Origin of the sequence: Candidatus Merdisoma sp. JLR.KK006 (assembly GCF_036941035.1) — a bacterium.
Taxonomy (GTDB): domain Bacteria; phylum Bacillota; class Clostridia; order Lachnospirales; family Lachnospiraceae; genus Laedolimicola.
The window spans coordinates 1-16,528 of record NZ_JAYMNS010000021.1; the positions used below are offsets into that span (position 1 = coordinate 1).

Genomic DNA, 16,528 nt, shown 5'->3' on the forward strand with positions numbered 1-16,528 from the left:
AAATTCCTTTGTACTGGTCTCAAAAAGCACAATTGTATAGACTGGTTTTACATCCCTGTAGCTGAACTTTTTTCTTCTTTTGCTTCTGACACGTTTATACTGACGCAGAAGCATATCAGATGAGTAACACGCACTGCGCTGTCCAGGAAACATATAGCCAATCTTCTGCACCTCCACATTTGCCAGACTTCCATCCTTAAGCTCCACCACCAAATCTGTAACCAGTAGAGAACATTCATCCGCAAGCCTGGTGGAATCGTTAGGAATCACCATGCGAATCCTCACCGGAAATCCCAGAAGCAGCGATAAAAGCTCGTCCAATCGCTCCGGTGTGCTTTCCGGATTCATAATCTCCTTAAAAAATCCGTCATAAAGCATCCGAATACCTCTCACACCCGTACACCAGTCCAAAAATTCTTCCTGCTGCTCTTCTGTCCAGGATGCAAACATCACCCGTAGACTGTCCTTCCTCCCTATTTCCTCCATAACCTCCTTCCGTTCCCGAATCATGGGAAAATACTCCTTCAAATCTGCCATACACCTTCTCCTTTCCGCTGCAATATTTTTTATACACATTTTGTCTCCATGGAACAAGCGGACATTTTTGAACTATAACCTTACCGGACGAAGTCCGCCAGCCCCGTAGGGGCATGCATTCATGGGATACCCGTAGGGTATACCTTACCGGACGAAGTCCGCCAGCCCCGCAGGGGCATGCATTCATGGGATACCCGTAGGGTCTACTTTTGTATCCGGCATATCCTCAGGCAGACAAAATCCGTTGCCTGAAAGAGACACAAAATGCATTATTCCTATTAGGGATACTTATCGGGTGTACCATTTCTTAGTTTGTTGAAAACCTCTCCGAACCGGAGACATTGACAAAAAGATATTTGACTGCAAAAGAATTGCAGATGGAAAAATATTCTTGTCCGTGGGTTTTATACTAGCACAAAATTTTACTTTCTGCAAGTACTAAATCAATTTTATTAACGGAATATTTGGGAGGAAGGTTACTGTTCACACCCATGGTGTTCACAGTAACGAATCCGGCCTATTTAAAGTTGCCTTACGGCAAGAGACCGGATTCCGACCCTGGTACTGTACTGGTCTGTGACCGTGCAGCGCAGTGCACGGTCCAGGAGTGAACAGTGACGGAGGAAGGTCACAATTTGCATCCATATCAGTTTTGAACTATTTTCATTCACTGCTGGTGCGAATTGTAACACTTCCGAGGGCATCTTTTCGGACACAACGATCACCATTACCCATCCCTGCCATCCTTCACCTGACACAGACAATCATTCATTTTCTTAACGGTCTGCCTGCCAATCAGAAATTGTATGACCCAGATAATCCCAAAGATAAAGACAAAAATTCCAAAATAGCTTAAAAATCCGCCTATGCTGTGCTCCATCCAATAGTTAAAGTAGGCAACAGGCATCATAACAATGGAAACAAGGAGAAAATAAATACCCGTCTGCTTCACAAGGCTCCATTCCTCCGCTTCCCATATAACGGAGCTCCCTCCAAAGCCTGCGCCCAGGATGCCGCAGAGCGCTGCCTGAAAAATAACTGCTTTAATCTCATTTCCCATCATCGCAATCAACTCCGGCTCACAGGGCACATAATAGCCCCTGGCCCATATGAGCGAAACAAAAATGCTGATTAAATATCCGATTGTAATTCCCAGCGGGAATCCCAAAGCCCCCCGTAAAAGGATCTTCTTTTTCATTTACTCCACCTCATATCCCTAATATTTTTTTGATTCTGGAAACATAGCGTCTGGAAGCATAGGTTGTAGTTCCATTGGAGAGACTGACGCAAATAGTACCTGTAAAGCTTAAATCAAAATGATCCACTTTTCTCAGATTAATAATCTCCGAATTGGAAATGCGGACAAACTGCCGGTCACCCAGCCGTTCTTCCAGTTCATAGAGCCGAAGCCGCAAAACATACTGGCCTTTTTCGGTCACTGCAAAGATTTTTCCGGCATCTGCATAGATCCGAATCAAATCCTCCTGATGAAGCACCTCTATCTTCTCATCTCTGCTGCCGGAGATAATCTGAGGCACATCCTCGGACAGCTTTTTTAATATGCGCTGAACCTCCTCTGTCATAGATGCGGTCATCAGGATTACCTTTGGTTCGGTATATGCACTGTCCATCTTAATTTCAACCTGCATAGGGCTCCCTCCTTTGTGACCTCATTATAGGAAAAATAGATTTTGCTTTCAATAGATTTGCTATAGTCGGTTGATATTGGGATATAAGTGGTAAAATGATGTATCTGAACAAAAGGGCACTGCCAGCTCTTTCATTTCCTCTGTAAAACGAATTGCTTCTTAAATCGAAAGCAGTTGCTACCTGATTCTTCTGTATTGTATAAAATCATTCCATTTGCCATCAATAAAAAATCCATGTACCCTTTTAGCAGCTTTATCGTTCTAAAATTATTTTTCGAATTCTTCTATTGGCAAATTCCACTCAAATGTACATTTATAATCATCTCTATAGCTTTTCCATATATAGGTTTATTTATATCAATGCCTTCTTCATTAACCCCCTGATACCAATCATAAATATCGACAAACAAAACTTTACTCCAATTTTCCAGTAAAAAATCTATAGATTTTGCTATAACTAAGCCATTCAAATTAATTCCAATATCAAATACATCATGTTCAAAAAAAACAATCATACCATTTCTTTTATCATAACAAAAAGCGTCACCATTAAGGAATTTAAATATCGGGTACCAATTTTTTATGTCATTTATCACTTTTTCTTGTTCTTCAATTAAATCATCCTCGATATTATCTATAATTTCACATATTTTTTCATGCTCTTTTAATAAATCTTCATATGGAACGAAATTTACAAAACCCTGTAATTTTTGCATACTGTTTTTCCAATAAATCAAAAATTTTTTATAAGTATTGTAAATGTGTTTTGTTTCATCAGATATACCAAATTTAAAAAACTCAAATGTATGATTCATTTTACATTCTATAACGTTCCTCTTCACAATTTCTATATTATTATCTTTATTACTAAGCTTTTTTAGCTCCATAAAATAATCAATCATAATACCTCCCAAACATCAATCAACGGTTCAAATGGTGGTTTGCTTCTTTCTGGCTCGCTGTTAAAAGTGTCTTTGTCTTTTTCTTCTTTCTACAATTCTTCAAATTACAATTAAATTTTTAATTAACTCCCAAAAATTAAAATTCTAAAATGTAACCTCAACTGAAACAATTATTCTGAGTCTATATTACCTCTTATTGTATTTATCCATTCTTCTGCAACTCCGCATCCATATAAAATATTATGATGATTAAAACATAATAGATATGAATATTGTTTATCAGTAATATAAAATTCAAAACCATATGTTTCTGACAAAATATAGTTTAAATCCTCACCTGATTGTACTAAAAACATTTCTTTTTCTTCTGCTTGATTAAAAAACATAACGCACTCATTATGTTTTACAAAATCTTTTATATAGCTCCATGCCATATCATCATTTAAAGTCTTATAATGAATAAATTTCTCCCATATCCAAGCACCTTTTTTATTTATATCTATATACTTTTTTAAAACTGAATCTAATACTTCCTTCCGTTCATTCAATCCAAGCTTTTTTATTTTCATTTCACTATTTTTTAATTCATCACAAATATGTGTTCCAATCTTGAACATATATCATTCTCCTCACATTACCTATTATACGGAACATCATCTATAAAAATATGTCCTCTTACAGCACCACCTGAATTTCTTTTTCCACCTGTTTGCCATCCAATATGTGGCACAGTAGCTGCATCTCTCTCTGGTAAATGACCAAGATCAATATTTACTTCTGCACTCCATTCCACCAGAAAAGATTTACCATTTTGTTACCATAAATATATCCATTTCTTTCGCTTTGCTCAAGACAAAAACGTAATGAAAATGGTTTCCCTGAGCGTATTTTTCTTTATAATTCTTCTTGTATGGAATCTACCGGTAAATATTGGATTTCAGTCTGCAACGTTTTAGAAAACAATTGTTCGATTATCCTTGCACATCCCAAATATGTTAAGGCTATCCGTGGTAAGAAAACTGACAAGAATCCTCCTGCTCAATATTTTTAAAAGCTCCTGTATCCTGGTATCCATTCATCTGTCAGTACGCACGACACAGGAGCATTGCATTACCTCCTGCCTTTTCCGTTCTGATTTCCCCTGTAGTTATTATGCGGCCTGTTTCCCCTCTGGTTGTTATTCCTGCTTCCGTTTCCATAATTTCCGTCTCGGCTATCTATTGGGGATTTCCATGCCACTTTCAGTCTCGGCTCCATGGGCTCCATATACTCTCTATATCGCATCTCCTCTTGGCCTAACTCAAATCCCAGTTCCATGGAATCTCATCAAAATATTCAAAAAATTCCTTGTTATCCCACACAGACACCGGACGGTAATCATAGTACACGCCATTTATTGCAAAATTCGGGCAGCTGTCCGTAGCAACTGACAATCGAACAACATTGCCGTCCGCCAGGGTCAGCGTAAGGCAGGCACACTCATTTCCGCAGTCCGCACCCCCGAATATATATTTCCCATTGGAAAACCAGTCTTCAAAGGTCTCTAACACCTCTTCTTCCGTTATGGTCTGGCTGTACGTGTTTCTGTCCGTAAACACACTGCACACATCCAGCCTTGCGGATATAATATTTTCTATCTTCGCAGCATCAAAGGATCGGTATTCCAGCTTTTCATCCAATATATTTTGAACATAATCACTCAGTTCCCCGCTTCGTATGAGATATTCCGCAAATCCCTCTGTTCCATCCTCATCATAATACAGATAATATCCGTCCTCAAAAGCCGTAAAGTGCCTGCTCCCATAAACAAGCCGCCACCCTGTCTCCTTCATGCCCTCCCATTTTCCGTCAAAGACCTCTCCTTCTGCGGGCAGCTCCTGAATAAGCTTCTTTAACTGCTCCTGCTCTCCCTTTTCAGGAATGTAGTAATAGGACAGGTAATCCCGCAGAACGGAGGGCTCTACCACGATGCATACCTCTCCCTCCTCCCTCTGCCGGGTTAAGATTACTTCTCTGTAATTCATATCATCTGGGTTCTGCGAAATCTCTCCCTGTTCCGTCTGGCCGCTTTCTTCTTTTTCCGTTTCCTCATTCTCGTCCTTTAAGCCCGCTTCATCCTCCCCGTATCCGTCCGTGAAGCTTTCCCCGGGCTCCGCCTCATATCCACCGGAATTTTCCGAAATTTCTGCCGCTTTTTCACCTGCCGGCGCTCCAAATGTACATCCGACAATATTTATGCAGATTATAAATAATAACAAAAGGGCAGAAACTTTTGTCCGGGGCTGTTCTGCTATCATTCGGATTCTCTTTTTCATCTCCTTTTTTCCTCCTGCCGCACTGGTGGCGCATCCCAACACCTGCATGGAAAAGGGCTGGCTTTGGGACTTTTTCGCTATTTCAATAAGTGCTTTTCCATATGGGAGATTATGTTCCTTTCCAATAAGCTTTAAGGTTCCCGCATCGCAGGCCAGCTCGCTGTCTCTTATGGCCGCCCATGCGGCAAGCCACACTAAGGGATTATACCAGTGAAGTACCACGCACATGCAGCGCACCAATGCCCAGATATGATCTCCATGCCTGTAATGGGTGTACTCATGAGCCATCACATAATTTCGCTGTTCCTTTGACAGTTCCATATTTTCCGGCAGATAAACAGCAGGGCTGAAAAAACCGAAAAGACAGGGGCTTGTGATTCCAAAAGCCTCATATATTGGAAGCCCGCCTCTCATTTTTCCAAGCCTCTTCCGGCTCCTTCTTAAGCCTCCGGCAAAGCACAGGCTGCTCCATACAAAGATACAGAAAAAGATTGCCGTTCCAATGAGCCAAATACTTCTGCATATTTGTGCGGCGTCTGCATTTGTTCTTATTCCTTTATCAATATTTCCTTCCTTTTCCCCCTGGAGATAAGCAGGTATCTCATTTTCGCTGCCGCTGTCTTCGAATGTTGAATGATCCACAAGGATATAGGACACACTCTGTTCCTCAATCTCATTTGTAAGATTCAGAATGCTCATATTGGATTCAAATTCCGGCAGAGGTACCAGTAGTTTGATTGCAGCCAAAAGCCATAACGCATATCGAATACATGGATTTACCCGTTTTTCTGACAGGCGTGAAGCAAACAAAACAGCTGCAATCAGAAGGGATGACGTTATGATGAAATCAATCATTTTCTGTCTCCTAATGTCTCAAGTGAATGTGCCTGTATGCTCATTTAAGACACAAAATCAAGATGGAAATTCTATTATTCATCTTTACCTTGTGACGCTTTTTCTAATATTGCATACAATTCACGAATATCGTCATTGGTTAAATTGTTATTTCTTATAAGTGTATTGAGCATCATGCTCACAGAGCCCTTATAAACTCTGTCAAGAAGGCTCTCTGTCTCTGTAATTGCCGCATCATCCCTGCTTACCTTTGGATAATACTGCTTTGCCTTTGCTCCCTCTTCATAAAAAATGATTTCTTTTTGTACCATTCGCCTCAGCAGGGTATTTACGGTACTTTTACTCCATCCGGGGTTTTCTTTCAATTCATGGTATAGCTGCATGATGGTTTTTGGATTACACTCCCACAATTTTTCCATGATAACCCATTCGCTTGGCTGCAGCATCATTACTTTTTTCATCTTTTTTCTGCTCCTGTGTTACTATTGTCAACCACTTATATACTAACCCTTTGCATTACTGCTGTCAACCATTATTTTATACAGAAAAAAGGCGGTTCTTCCCATACCGGAAAGATATCCGCCTCTGTGATACTTTACAACAAAAGATGCTTTTTTGCATAGCGGAAAACTAAGTTCAGGGATGCACCATGCGCCACTTCCGATTTTCATTTATGGTGGTGCGGCTAGGCGGCACATGTGGGTTTACAGTGAAAGATCCCTTCTTATCTGTTTTCCTTAGAAACCAATCTCATGATACAAAACAGCCCCTTAAAATATTTCCCGATGCACTTTCTCCATCGGCAGCTTTTCCAGCTCATATGCCGCCGGATGATCCTTAGGCATTCCCAGAGAAAGAATCGCCTCTAACCGATAGCTGCCGGGAAACTTAAGCAGCTCCCTTAAATATTCCTCAGTAGTTCTTCCTTCCGGCGCTTCACGAAGCCTTCCCTGAATCCAGCAGCTTCCCACTCCGAGACTGTCCGCCATCAAATGCATATTTGCCATTGCCACAGAACAGTCCTCCACCCAGACATCCGATTTTTCCTCATCTCCCAGAACAACAATTGCACAGTCAGCGGATGCAAGCATTTTGGAGCCTGCCACCCGGCACTCAGACATGATTTTTAAAGTCTCTTTATTCCTCACCACAATAAATTCCCATGGCCGGATCGCCTTTCCCGAAGCCGATAACAAGCCCGCCTGTAAAATGCCGGTTACCTTTTCTTCCGTCACAGCCTCCCCGGTATACGTTCTCACACTGCGCCTTTTCTGCATTACTTCTAACAAATTCATATAAAAAATCTCCTAATTTAGTTCTGGCAGTCCGCACCGAAATATTTACACAAGAGTTTTCAGTACGGAATTATCAACCGTTCTGGCACTGTTTTCGTACTACTGCCTTGTTGGTATCTCAAATATATCTGCTTTCAAGTCTATTACAAAATGAATTATCTGTCAAACAATAGCTTATATATTTAGCCAATCAGGGATCTGCTTGAAAACACATTTTTGTTTCTTAACTCTCATTAGCTGCATCACTTCAAAAAATAGTTGAAATATTTTCAGACACGATTCGCTCTTAATACGGCTTTGCCTGATTTTAATACTCAAAATCCTCCGGGGCCAGCAAAAACTCTTTCTGCTCCCCATGCTGCTCATACCAGGCATTGTGCTCGGCAATCCACTTCTCATGGTTCTCCACCCCGCATACGGTCCAGGCAAAGCCCATATTTCTGTCCGGGCAGTTCATGGGCACGATGCTGAAATAAACATCCAGACCGCAGCGGGCATCTCCCTTGGCGGTCACGCACACCTCCACAGACAAGGACGCCGCAAGTTCATAATCCGGCCTGAGCCGCATATAATCAAAGTTTAAGCCAGGCTCCAGCGGCAGATCCGGAAACCGGTAACGGTAGGCGTACCAGCCATTGGTCAGCCGGATTTTCTGAATGGGCTTTCTGGGATCGAAGCGCTGCCATTCCTCTTCTGCTTCCTGGCTGCCATTTGCACGCAGATGTACATCCGTAAAGGTCATCCGATCCTCCTCCACAAAGGGACCATAGATCATCAGCTCCACTCCCATGGAGGGACCTCCCCGGTTGATAAAAGACCACTGATATGGCTCGTCTACAAGAATGGGCCTGTCATAATAGCTTCTTCTCTCCAGGCACGGCATTCCCTCGGTAATCCGTTTGGGCGGCATATCTTTCCTGGCGAGATACATCACTTTGTCCGGTTCTCCTCCCGTCCCGCAGGCAGATGCAATCACAGCCGAGCCGTCAAAGCCCAGGGCATCTCCCAGATCCGCCAAAACATCCTCCGCAAACACACGCTCCTTTTCAAATATTTCCGCAAAATTCACGTCTTTCTTCCACAGGCCGGCCGCCTGCCACTTCTCCTGCTCCACCTGGGGCGGATCGCTTCCGTCATAGCTATGGCCCGCACGGGCATGTGTCTTTGTTCCATCTGTCGGATGAAAAAGCTCAAACTCCACAAAATCACTGTCACAGCAGCATGCCAAAAGGGTCTCTGCCTTATTTTTCTCCGCCAGCTTTTCCGCCAGACGGCAAATGGACGCCATATCTCCCGTCACCATCTGCCAGCCCTGCTCTCCAAAAAGATATTGGGAAAATGTCAGCTCCGCCTCCCTGGGATCCGAAACCGGCAGATACGCTTCCCCTTCCAGGCATTTTCCCAGATTGCCCAGAGTGTATTGATAGTTTGTACGATATTTGCGCAGCAGCAAGGCTGCAAAGGTTGTTCCCATGGTGATTCCTCTTTCTTTTTTCTCTGCTATGATTTCTATTGTAGCATAGGAAGCTGAATCTTTCTACTGACAATGTCCCCTATATAGCAGATAAATTAAAATCTCCTAAAAACTCTCCGTTTATTTACAAATCTAAATCCATATGAAATCCTTTACCCCTTTTCCTGGCGAATCTCCATTTTTTCCCCATCACACAGGCATGTAACGGTTCCCTGCGAGGTAAGATAAGTCTGAGCGCCCATCTGGCGAAGTATTCTGCGCACTTTATCATCTGCCGGCTCTTCCTCGGAGCAGGTGATAACAGCAACGTTCGGGGAAACTGCTTCCAGAAATTCCTCAGAGTTCTTTTCCTTTCTCCCATGGTGAGGGACCTTCAGAAGATCGTGCTCCAGCTCAAATTCAGGCTGATTCAGAAGCTCTTTTAAGCGTTCCTTCTCACAGTCACCGGCAAAAAGAAACCGCTGCTCTTTATAGGTCATACTGATTACAAGAGAGAAATCATTGTCCTCCTCCTCATATTCCTGCTTTTGAGGCGGATAAATAAGGCATTCCACTCCGTCAAAGGAAAGAATCCGAGTCTCTGTTACAAGCTCCGGCTGCTGTCCTGCCGCAGCAAGCGCCTCCTGGTATTCCGCATACTGGCCGCTGTCCGTCTCGTAATCCGGCTGAAAGATATGCTCTGCTCCCACTTCTTCCAGAACCCGATCCGCACCGCCTACGTGATCCTTGTCAAAATGGGTGATGACCATGTAGTCAAGAGACTTGTCATCCTGTTGCAGATAGGTAAGAATCACATCAGAGGTATCATCATAGCCTGCATCAATCAGCATGGAAGTGTTTTCTGTCTCAATCAGGATGGCATCGCCTTTTCCCACATCGAAAAAAGTGATTTTCAGATTCTCCTTTTCTTCGACGGGAGCGCTTCTTTTTTCGCATCCTCCTAAAAAAAATGTAAAAAGCAGAACAAATGCAACAGCTATTTTAACCTGGTTTTGTTTTCCCATTCCCTTTCCCCTTTCCTATATGGTTACAATTCATACCATACCAGATTTTATAAAGCTTTTATTTCACAAAATTCTTTCCGCTTATAGTATCATAGCATGAGAATTTTATTTTCTCAACGCTTTTAAAAATGCGGTAAAAGACAATTCTCACACCAGGTTATTGTTCACACCCACGGTGTTCACAGTAACGAATCCGGCCTATTTAAAGTTGCCTTACGGCAAGAGGCCGGATTCCGCCCCAGTACTGTACTGGCCTGTGACTATGCAACACAGTGCACGGTCCAGGAGTGAACAGTAATCAAACCAGACTTTGCTAAATTTTTATATAATTCCGCTCATAAAAAATATACCCAAATCCATACTTGCAATGTTATAATATCTGTGAAGTATTCCGGGGCGTCCCCCTTACGGAAAACAGATGGTGCGATTAATGAAAAAGGTTTTCTGCATTAAAACTTTTAATAAAAACGGGAAAGGTACATTGCTATGATTAACAGAGAAGATATGCTGGAGCTTACAAGGCGCATGACACCCGGACGGACATCCATGACAAGGATCGCCGGATGCTATGTAGATAAAGACGGAGATTTCGACGGAAGCTTCAATACCAATTTTCTGAAGCTTTCAGGTGCAGAAAAAGTAAAGAATCTGCAGCTTGCCAAGGCAGTTCCATTTTCCGGCACAAATAAAAATCTGAAGAAATATGAGTTTTCCCCCAATAGCCAAAAGCCCGGAACCCTGTGGCAGCTTCTTATGGCGCTTAAGGAATGCGGCCTGAAAAATGATGCGCTTATGGATACTTTTTATGATGTTGTTATGGAGCATTACCAGAGCAGTTCTCCATATGCCGTTTTGATGTTTCACGACCGATATGATATTCCTGCAAAGGCTTCTGACAAAGAGAGATTGTGGGAATCGGAGGAAATATTTGAATACCTTATCTGCGTTATCTGCCCTCTTGCGGGGGAGTATGAGCCGGGGGAACCGGAATGCGGATTTCTGTTTCCGGCATTTACGGATCGCTGCGGAGATCTGAACCATGTAAATGTGTTTCAAAGGAATCCGGATAAGCCACATGCGGAATTAACAGAAAAAATCCTAAATGTTTTCCGCTGAACAGTTGGATAAAGGGCTGCCGCTTTCATAAGGCAGCCCTTTTGGCTACTCCTCCACAGTCTCCGCAGGATAACTCTTCCCTTCCTTCATCACAAAAGCACAATCCAGCAATGCCTTTTTATCTGTCATCAGATCCCGTCTCCAGGCAGAGACATCCGCAAGCTTTCCGACCTCCAATGTGCCTATCTGATCTTCCAGCTGAAGAATCTCAGAGTTCGTCTTAGAAGCCGCCTTAAGAGCCGCAAATGGAGACATCCCGCTGCTCATCCAGGCTTCATACTCATATCCGCTTTCATAATTCTGATGATTTGCCACAAGGTCCGTTCCATAGCCTAAGCGAATCTTGCTGTGGCAGATAACCTCCCGGCCGGCCTTAAGCATATCCTTATAATATTCCAGCTTCCGCCTGAATTCCGGCTGCTTTTCTTTCATTTTCTCCCTGTCATAGTGAACGGCCTCCTCATAGGGACAGAAAGTGGGGACCAGATAAATTCCGGCCTCCTCTATCATAGCCGCCGTTTCCTCATTCATAAGGCTTCCGTGTTCCATGCCGTCGATTCCCATGCGAATCAGCTTCTGCATCAGCTCATTGGTATAAACATGTGCTGTTACCGTCTTTCCCAGTTCCTTGGCCGTTGTCATAATGGCCTTGAGCTCTTCGTCATTGAGCTGCTGTTGGATAGGATTATCATAAGGCGTAAAAAATCCTCCGGTAGCCATGATCTTTATAAAATCCGATCCGTACTTTACCTGCTCCCGAACCGCATTTACAAAGAAATCCTTTCCGCTGCCAATGGTTGGGGTCAGCTTCTGAAGCAGGCCGGACACTGCCGGATTCCTGGCAAAGCCCTGGCTTAGGTCTCCGTGGCTTCCGGCCGATGCCATGAACAAAGGAGAGGCAACAATCCGGGCCCCCTCTATATAACCGGCTTCAATAGCCCTCTTTACATCCAGCACTCCATATCCGCTGCTGGTAATACCGCCCGTATGGCGCACCGTAGTAAATCCCCGCTGCAATGCCTTTTTTGCACATCTGGCAATGGCCAGGGTCTTGGCCTCCTCTGTCTGGGAATATACTTCCTCGCGAATGGTGTGCCAGTCATAATAGTCCATATGCATATGGGCATCAATCAGGCCCGGTGTTACCTGATATTTTGTCAAATCGATAGTCTCTGCATGTTCCGGGACCGTCACCTGGGGACCTATCTCGGCTATCTGCTTTCCATCAATCAGAAGCTTCCATCCCTGTTTCCATTCCGCTGTAACTCCGTCATACAACGGCCCGCAAAGAATTACTTTATACTGCTTTTCCATTGCCATTACCTCCTATTAAAAGTCGCTTTGCGACAGCACTAAAGGGTAAAGCTGCTTTGACACACCGGTTATGAGAGAACCTTTTATTCGAAAAGCCCTCATAAAAGGTTCCTCTCGTGTGCCTTTGCAGCTTTACCGTCCAGCAGAAATTTTTTCTAAAAACACTTGACATTTCTTAACCGGACTATCTATCAAAACTGAATTCTTTCGGCGGTTCCTCCCCCAACAGATATTTCACAAAGAAATCCATCTTTCTTCGAATAAAATACATATCACTGGGTACATTATGGTTCATTCGGGGCAGAACCATCAGATCATAATCCTTATTGCACTCGTTGAGCTTATCGCACAGGCGCAGTGTCTGAGACATGGTTACATTATCATCCATCGCCCCATAAGCCAGAAGAAGCCTGCCCTCAAGGTTCCCTGCCAACGCCGTAATATCGCCTTGTTTGTACAGCTCCTCCTCATAAAGCCCGTAATACCGTTCTGTCCAGGAATGCTCATAAATTCTCTGATCATAATTTCCCGAAGATGCCACTCCCGCCTTGTAAAGCTTAGGATATTTGAGCATGGCGGAAACCGCGGCATAACCGCCGCCGGAATTTCCCCAGATCCCCACACGCTCCAAATCTATAAAGGGGAACTTCTTTTTTAATTCCGGCATACATGCCGCATGATCCGAAAGGCCGGCACAGCCATGGATATTGCGGTAGGAATGCTTATGAAATTCCATACCCCGGCCGGGTGTTCCTCTTCCGTCCAGAATAATTCCCACAAAGCCAAGCTGGGCAAATTCCTCAAGTCCCCCAAAAATCTCCCGATCCATACTATTGTCCCAGGTGAAATCTCTTGGCACATTGTAAAGCTGGGCGCCGCCATAGATATAATCAATCACCGGATAAGTCTTATCCGGATCAAAATCCGCCGGACGAAAAAGGATTCCACACAGATCCGTCACCCCATCCCCGGCTTTCACCGTAAATCGCTCCGGCATCTGATAGCCTGCGTTCATCAAAGCTGTCACATCCGCACGTTCCAGCTCCCGAACCAGAGAGCCGTCCGCCCGGCGCAGCAGGGTTACCGGCGGTAAATCTACTCTGGAATAAGTGTCCACAAAAGCATCCTCACCCATACTGACCGCATGTACCCCATCCTCCGGAGTCAAGCGCTTCAGGCCATTTCCGTCAAAGCCGATTACATATAGCTGGTAATAAAGGGGGTCAGAGCACTCCTTTGCATTATTTGCCATAAAATAAATCAGTTTCCTCTGCTCATCCACTTTTATAAGCTTCTGAACAATCAGGTTTTTTTCCGCCTTGCCGGCTTCTCTGAAAAGATCTGTCCCTCTCTCCAAAGAAACCTCTTCTTTTTCTAAATCAAACCGATACAAATGTGCATATCCGCTTTTCTCACTCTGCCAAAATGCATATTTCCTGTCCCTGGTAACAAAGTTGGAGAAAAGGTAGGTTTCGTATCCGTCCACCTGCCCAAAAGCTCCCAGGTTCAGAAAATCATTCGTTACCTCCCGAACCAGAAGCTTCGTTTTTCCATCCTTTGGACTTCCCAGGTAGAGCCTCCCCTCCTGAAATCCTCTCTTAATCCATGTAAAATAAAAAGCCGAACTGTCATCCAGCCATCTTACCCAGCTTCTGTCCTCATCTGTAAACAGCGGATAGAGAAAATCCGGTGCGTCCACGGCCCTTATTGTCTTTTCTTCCACATTTCCCACATACAGGGTATAATGAGGGATCTCCTCATCGGAATCCGTGGCAAAGGGACAGGGATATTCCCACAGCCCCGGCCGCAATTCTGAAGCGGAATCCCCATAGGAGGACAGAAGATACAGCTTCTTACAGGCTCTGCGATCCCCGCGGTAAGTAATAAAGTACTTTCCGTCTGGGCTCCAAAGCACATGGGGCGCCTCCGGCTGTCCGGCTCTTTTCACTGTAATCTGACTGTAAATATCAACATAACAGCCATACTCATTCAGCTCTTCCCCATCCCGGGTAAGCCGGATGATCTCTTTGCTTTTACGGTCAAGAAGCATCAAATTGTGATCCTCCGTAAACAGCGCATAGGCTCTGTCAGGGGAATAGGCCCTTTCTTCTTTCTTGTTATGGAGTTTTCTCCCTGTCTCCTGCTCATACCTTACTTCTTCCAAAGGGCCGTAAGTCTCCTTTGCCCATTCCCTGCCCGTTGCAGCATCTACCTGTACCCTCACCCTTTTCACACCCTCTTTGCCGGGTATCTGGCGCATATAGAAAAAACGGCTGCCGTCCACCCAGGTGATGGACGGACGGCCGTTCAGAACTGCGGTACGGGTATGCTGTGTCAAAAGCCGTCCTGCGGCTTCATATTTTGCATACATATCCATAGCTCACACCTCCGGATTTACAGAAAAACAGCTGCTCCCGGACCCAGCGGCAGTTTGAGCACGACCCAAACAATCAACTGAATAATCCATACCAGCAAAAATGCAATGGAGTAGGGGAGCATCATAGAAATCAGGCTTCCCATTCCAAAATCCTTGTCATACTTTTTCGCCATACCGATTGCAATGGGAATGTAAGGATAAATCGGCGTAATGGCATTTGTGGTAGAATCACCGATTCGGTAAATTACCTGGGCAAATTCCGGGCTATATCCGAGCATCATCATCATCGGAACAAGAATCGGCGCAAATATGTACCATTTTGCAGTTCCGCTTGTCATAAACAGGTTGACAATGCAGCAGAGAACAATAAAGAAAAGCATCAGCGGAATTCCCGTAAAGCCTGCCGCTTCAAGGGCTCCGGCACTCTTCACCGCAATAATCATACCCAGATTGGTGTAATTGAACATGTTAATAAACTGTGCAATCACAAAGATCAGCACAATATAGCTTGTCATGCCCTCTAAGGATTTTGCCATCATCTCAGGCACATCGGAGCTTTTCTTCACAGTACCTGCTTTTACGCCATACACGATGCCAAGCAGAATAAAGAAGATAATCAAAATAGGCACAAGACCTGTGATAAAGGGCCCATTTAATACAGAGCCGTCCTCGCCCCGAAGAATCCCGTTGGGAGGTATTACCATAATGGCAAGCAGCAGAATAAACACAAGGGTAAAAATCCCTGCCGCCCGAAGCCCTTTGCTCTGCTCCGGCGTAAGCTGCTTCTTATCCTCAGCATTGTCTACTATCCCGCTCGGATGATAGGTTCCAAGGCGGGGGGCAATAAATTTTTTATTTACAAATACGCCCGTGACAGTCAGAATAAATACGGATGCAATCATAAAATACCAGTTAGCCGTTGCTCCCACCGTAACGGCCGGATCAATTAACCGTGCGGCCTCCTGCGTTACACCGGCCAGAAGCACGTCCGTGCCTGCAACAATAATACATGCGGTAAATCCGGCGTTCGTTGCCGCATAGCCTGCCAGAAGTCCGGCGATCGGATGCATCCCCGCCGTCTCAAATGCCACGGCCGCCAATGCCGGCACTACTATAATCGATGCCTCGGAAGCAATACTTCCGTTAATTCCAAGGAACAATACCGTACCGGTCAAAGCCCACAGGGGCACGCCTAAGATGGCTTTCCGAAGTGCGGTTGTAAGAACTCCTGCTCCCTCCGCAAATCCAATGGCCATCTGCATAGCCAGCACCAGTCCCAACGGGGCAAAGCTCTGGAAATTACTCAGCATATTCTGCAGCAGCCAAACCAGCCCGTCCCGGCTCAGCAGATTATTCGCCGCAACCGTATCCCCGGTTGTAGGATTTACAACGCTTACACCCGTAAGACCGCAGATACAGCTTATCACAGCAAGTATCAGGCACAGCCACAGAAACAAAATATAAGGATGCGGAAGCTTGTTGCCCACTTTTTCAATGGCATCAAGCACATGAAAACCTTTTTTCTTTGCAGTCGTTTCCTGCATAACACTTTCCCTCTCTTTCTCACTTTATTATATTACTATTATAGAGAAAAAAAGTGTCCGGTGCAACCTTATTCTTTCAAGCCACAGAAACTGCTGCGGGAGTTTGACACATTGATATACAAAAAAGTATTGCAAAGCCTTCCTTG

General features: G+C 44.4%; 14 protein-coding genes and 3 pseudogenes. 2 read left to right on the plus strand and 15 right to left on the minus strand.

What is annotated here, in order from left to right; all coding sequences use genetic code 11:
* The 6 genes and pseudogenes from VSQ61_RS15175 to VSQ61_RS22855 form a co-directional block, all read right to left on the minus strand.
* A pseudogene (locus VSQ61_RS15175) lies at window positions 1-537 on the minus strand (PD-(D/E)XK nuclease family transposase); the annotation flags it as partial.
* Window positions 538-1,264: 727 nt separating this feature from the next.
* Window positions 1,265-1,735: a DUF3021 domain-containing protein gene (locus tag VSQ61_RS15180; protein WP_334345239.1), complete on the minus strand. Its 471-nt coding sequence runs from the start codon at window positions 1,733-1,735 to the stop codon at window positions 1,265-1,267.
* A gap of 10 nt (window positions 1,736-1,745) precedes the next feature.
* Complete coding sequence (locus VSQ61_RS15185) at window positions 1,746-2,186, minus strand: LytTR family DNA-binding domain-containing protein (RefSeq protein ID WP_334345240.1); 441 nt, start codon at window positions 2,184-2,186, stop codon at window positions 1,746-1,748.
* Between the two features lie 284 nt (window positions 2,187-2,470).
* Window positions 2,471-3,088 (minus strand): SMI1/KNR4 family protein, encoded by a 618-nt coding sequence (locus VSQ61_RS15190; protein WP_334345241.1) that lies wholly within the window; start codon window positions 3,086-3,088, stop codon window positions 2,471-2,473.
* Window positions 3,089-3,258: 170 nt separating this feature from the next.
* On the minus strand, window positions 3,259-3,705 hold the full coding sequence (locus VSQ61_RS15195) for a DUF6756 family protein (RefSeq protein ID WP_334345242.1): 447 nt from the start codon (window positions 3,703-3,705) through the stop codon (window positions 3,259-3,261).
* A 17-nt stretch (window positions 3,706-3,722) separates the two neighbouring features.
* Window positions 3,723-3,887 (minus strand): annotated as a pseudogene (locus VSQ61_RS22855) (polymorphic toxin type 47 domain-containing protein); the annotation flags it as partial.
* Between the two features lie 108 nt (window positions 3,888-3,995).
* Between VSQ61_RS22855 and VSQ61_RS15200 the strand changes: the two are divergent.
* Window positions 3,996-4,115, plus strand: a pseudogene (locus VSQ61_RS15200) (IS110 family transposase); the annotation flags it as partial.
* Between the two features lie 83 nt (window positions 4,116-4,198).
* Here the strand turns inward: VSQ61_RS15200 and VSQ61_RS15205 are convergent.
* The 6 genes from VSQ61_RS15205 to VSQ61_RS15230 form a co-directional block, all read right to left on the minus strand.
* A complete protein-coding gene (locus VSQ61_RS15205; RefSeq protein WP_334345243.1) occupies window positions 4,199-4,405 on the minus strand; it encodes a hypothetical protein in 207 nt (68 codons plus the stop codon).
* On the minus strand, window positions 4,384-6,258 hold the full coding sequence (locus tag VSQ61_RS15210) for a M56 family metallopeptidase (protein WP_334345244.1): 1,875 nt from the start codon (window positions 6,256-6,258) through the stop codon (window positions 4,384-4,386). Before VSQ61_RS15210 ends, VSQ61_RS15205 begins: the two co-directional genes overlap by 22 nt.
* Before the next feature lie 74 nt (window positions 6,259-6,332).
* A complete protein-coding gene (locus VSQ61_RS15215) occupies window positions 6,333-6,719 on the minus strand; it encodes a BlaI/MecI/CopY family transcriptional regulator (RefSeq protein WP_334345245.1) in 387 nt (128 codons plus the stop codon).
* A 309-nt stretch (window positions 6,720-7,028) separates the two neighbouring features.
* On the minus strand, window positions 7,029-7,553 hold the full coding sequence (locus VSQ61_RS15220) for a nitroreductase family protein (protein WP_334345246.1): 525 nt from the start codon (window positions 7,551-7,553) through the stop codon (window positions 7,029-7,031).
* A 307-nt stretch (window positions 7,554-7,860) separates the two neighbouring features.
* A complete protein-coding gene (locus VSQ61_RS15225; protein WP_334345247.1) occupies window positions 7,861-9,027 on the minus strand; it encodes a hypothetical protein in 1,167 nt (388 codons plus the stop codon).
* Window positions 9,028-9,179: 152 nt separating this feature from the next.
* A complete protein-coding gene (locus VSQ61_RS15230; protein ID WP_334345248.1) occupies window positions 9,180-10,031 on the minus strand; it encodes a ComEC/Rec2 family competence protein in 852 nt (283 codons plus the stop codon).
* Between the two features lie 486 nt (window positions 10,032-10,517).
* Here VSQ61_RS15230 and VSQ61_RS15235 point away from each other — a divergent pair, with 486 nt between their 5' ends.
* Window positions 10,518-11,147, plus strand: a complete 630-nt coding sequence (locus tag VSQ61_RS15235) for a DUF4317 family protein (RefSeq protein WP_334345249.1) — start codon at window positions 10,518-10,520, stop codon at window positions 11,145-11,147.
* A 45-nt stretch (window positions 11,148-11,192) separates the two neighbouring features.
* Here the strand turns inward: VSQ61_RS15235 and VSQ61_RS15240 are convergent, their stop codons facing one another.
* From VSQ61_RS15240 to VSQ61_RS15250, 3 genes are all read right to left on the minus strand, one after another.
* Window positions 11,193-12,461 (minus strand): metal-dependent hydrolase family protein, encoded by a 1,269-nt coding sequence (locus VSQ61_RS15240; protein WP_334345250.1) that lies wholly within the window; start codon window positions 12,459-12,461, stop codon window positions 11,193-11,195.
* A 184-nt stretch (window positions 12,462-12,645) separates the two neighbouring features.
* On the minus strand, window positions 12,646-14,838 hold the full coding sequence (locus tag VSQ61_RS15245; RefSeq protein ID WP_334345251.1) for a S9 family peptidase: 2,193 nt from the start codon (window positions 14,836-14,838) through the stop codon (window positions 12,646-12,648).
* 17 nt (window positions 14,839-14,855) lie between these two features.
* Complete coding sequence (locus VSQ61_RS15250) at window positions 14,856-16,382, minus strand: AbgT family transporter (protein WP_334345252.1); 1,527 nt, start codon at window positions 16,380-16,382, stop codon at window positions 14,856-14,858.
* Window positions 16,383-16,528 lie beyond the last annotated feature (146 nt).

Excerpts from the sequence above, each read along its gene's own strand:
- VSQ61_RS15185 (WP_334345240.1), bottom strand. The coding sequence starts at position 2,186 with ATGCAGGTTGAAATTAAGATGGACAGTGCATATACCGAACCAAAGGTA.
- VSQ61_RS15215 (WP_334345245.1), bottom strand. The coding sequence starts at position 6,719 with ATGAAAAAAGTAATGATGCTGCAGCCAAGCGAATGGGTTATCATGGAA.
- VSQ61_RS15230 (WP_334345248.1), bottom strand. The coding sequence starts at position 10,031 with ATGGGAAAACAAAACCAGGTTAAAATAGCTGTTGCATTTGTTCTGCTT.
- VSQ61_RS15195 (WP_334345242.1), bottom strand. The coding sequence starts at position 3,705 with ATGTTCAAGATTGGAACACATATTTGTGATGAATTAAAAAATAGTGAA.
- VSQ61_RS15210 (WP_334345244.1), bottom strand. The coding sequence starts at position 6,258 with ATGATTGATTTCATCATAACGTCATCCCTTCTGATTGCAGCTGTTTTG.
- VSQ61_RS15220 (WP_334345246.1), bottom strand. The coding sequence starts at position 7,553 with ATGAATTTGTTAGAAGTAATGCAGAAAAGGCGCAGTGTGAGAACGTAT.
- VSQ61_RS15190 (WP_334345241.1), bottom strand. The coding sequence starts at position 3,088 with ATGATTGATTATTTTATGGAGCTAAAAAAGCTTAGTAATAAAGATAAT.
- VSQ61_RS15225 (WP_334345247.1), bottom strand. The coding sequence starts at position 9,027 with ATGGGAACAACCTTTGCAGCCTTGCTGCTGCGCAAATATCGTACAAAC.
- VSQ61_RS15250 (WP_334345252.1), bottom strand. The coding sequence starts at position 16,382 with ATGCAGGAAACGACTGCAAAGAAAAAAGGTTTTCATGTGCTTGATGCC.
- VSQ61_RS15205 (WP_334345243.1), bottom strand. The coding sequence starts at position 4,405 with ATGGAACTGGGATTTGAGTTAGGCCAAGAGGAGATGCGATATAGAGAG.
- VSQ61_RS15180 (WP_334345239.1), bottom strand. The coding sequence starts at position 1,735 with ATGAAAAAGAAGATCCTTTTACGGGGGGCTTTGGGATTCCCGCTGGGA.
- VSQ61_RS15240 (WP_334345250.1), bottom strand. The coding sequence starts at position 12,461 with ATGGAAAAGCAGTATAAAGTAATTCTTTGCGGGCCGTTGTATGACGGA.
- VSQ61_RS15245 (WP_334345251.1), bottom strand. The coding sequence starts at position 14,838 with ATGGATATGTATGCAAAATATGAAGCCGCAGGACGGCTTTTGACACAG.
- VSQ61_RS15235 (WP_334345249.1), top strand. The coding sequence starts at position 10,518 with ATGATTAACAGAGAAGATATGCTGGAGCTTACAAGGCGCATGACACCC.